Source organism: Streptomyces sp. SID3212, from assembly GCF_009865405.1.
Lineage (GTDB): Bacteria > Actinomycetota > Actinomycetes > Streptomycetales > Streptomycetaceae > Streptomyces.
The window spans coordinates 1-934 of sequence record NZ_WWJY01000899.1 but is presented as its reverse complement, the minus strand read 5'-3'; the positions used below and the strand labels follow the sequence as shown (position 1 = coordinate 934).

Here is a 934-nt window from a genome sequence, read left to right as displayed (position 1 = left end):
GGCGTGCTGGCCGGCTGGGCGCTGACCGCGGTCGGCCTCGCGCTGGCCGGGCCCGGCATCACCCACCTGTGCGGCTGGCTGCTCCAGACGCTGCGCCCCGGCGCGATCCGGCTGCTGGCGGGCCGCACGCTGATGACCGAGGCGGGGCGGATCGGCCGCCCGCTGGGTGTGCTGTGCGCGGTGGTCTCCGGCGCGTTCGCGGCGGCGAGCCTGTACGGGCCCGGCGACGAACGCCCCTTCGGCCCGCTGACGGGTCTGGGCGCGGGGCTGGTCATCGGCTGCACGGTGGCGACCCTGCTGACGGCCGCGCTGGAATCCCGCCAGGCGCGGGCCACGACGACGGAACAGCTGGTACGGCAAGGCGCCCCGGCGGCGATGCTCCGCACGGCGGCGGCGGTACGGACCGCGACCCTGCTCGCGGTCTTCGTCCCGCTGACGTGGGCGGTGGCGTCCCTGGCGGCGGTCCCCCTGACGGTCTGAGGGGTCCGAGGCTCACGCCCGGCCGTCGCCGGGGAGCAGCGTCGCGGACAGCGTGTCCGCCAGCCACGTCTCGTACGTCTCCGCGTCCCAGCCGCGCGCGACCGTGAACCGCTGGAACAGGTCGGGGCCGGTGAGGACCCAGCACGCGTCCACGAGGTACGCGCGGTCCGCGCCGGCGGGGAGCAGGTCCACGGTCGCGAGGTGCCCGACGAAGGCGGTGATCCCGGTGAGCCGCTCCTCCTCCGTCCCGGCCAGCAGCTCGGCCACCTCACCGCCGGCGGAGGTCAGCAGTGTGAAGAGCGGGGCGAGCCGTTCGTGGACGCCTCGTACGAACCCCGCGTACAGCCGGAGTTTCGTGTACGGGTCGCGAGCGCGCAGCACCTCCTGGAGGACGGGCCGCTCGGCCATGGTGAGGGGTTCGTCGTCACCGGCCTGGGTGACGTCCCAGAGGGCC

General features: G+C 75.6%; 1 protein-coding gene and 1 pseudogene. One reads left to right on the top strand and one right to left on the bottom strand.

Translation table 11 applies throughout. From position 1 onward, the window contains the following. Positions 1-480: pseudogene (locus GT042_RS26670) on the top strand (hypothetical protein); the annotation flags it as partial. 12 nt (positions 481-492) lie between these two features. Here GT042_RS26670 and GT042_RS26665 read toward each other — a convergent pair. Then, on the bottom strand, positions 493-934 hold a 442-nt coding region (locus GT042_RS26665), incomplete at its 5' end, for a TetR/AcrR family transcriptional regulator (RefSeq protein ID WP_161311272.1).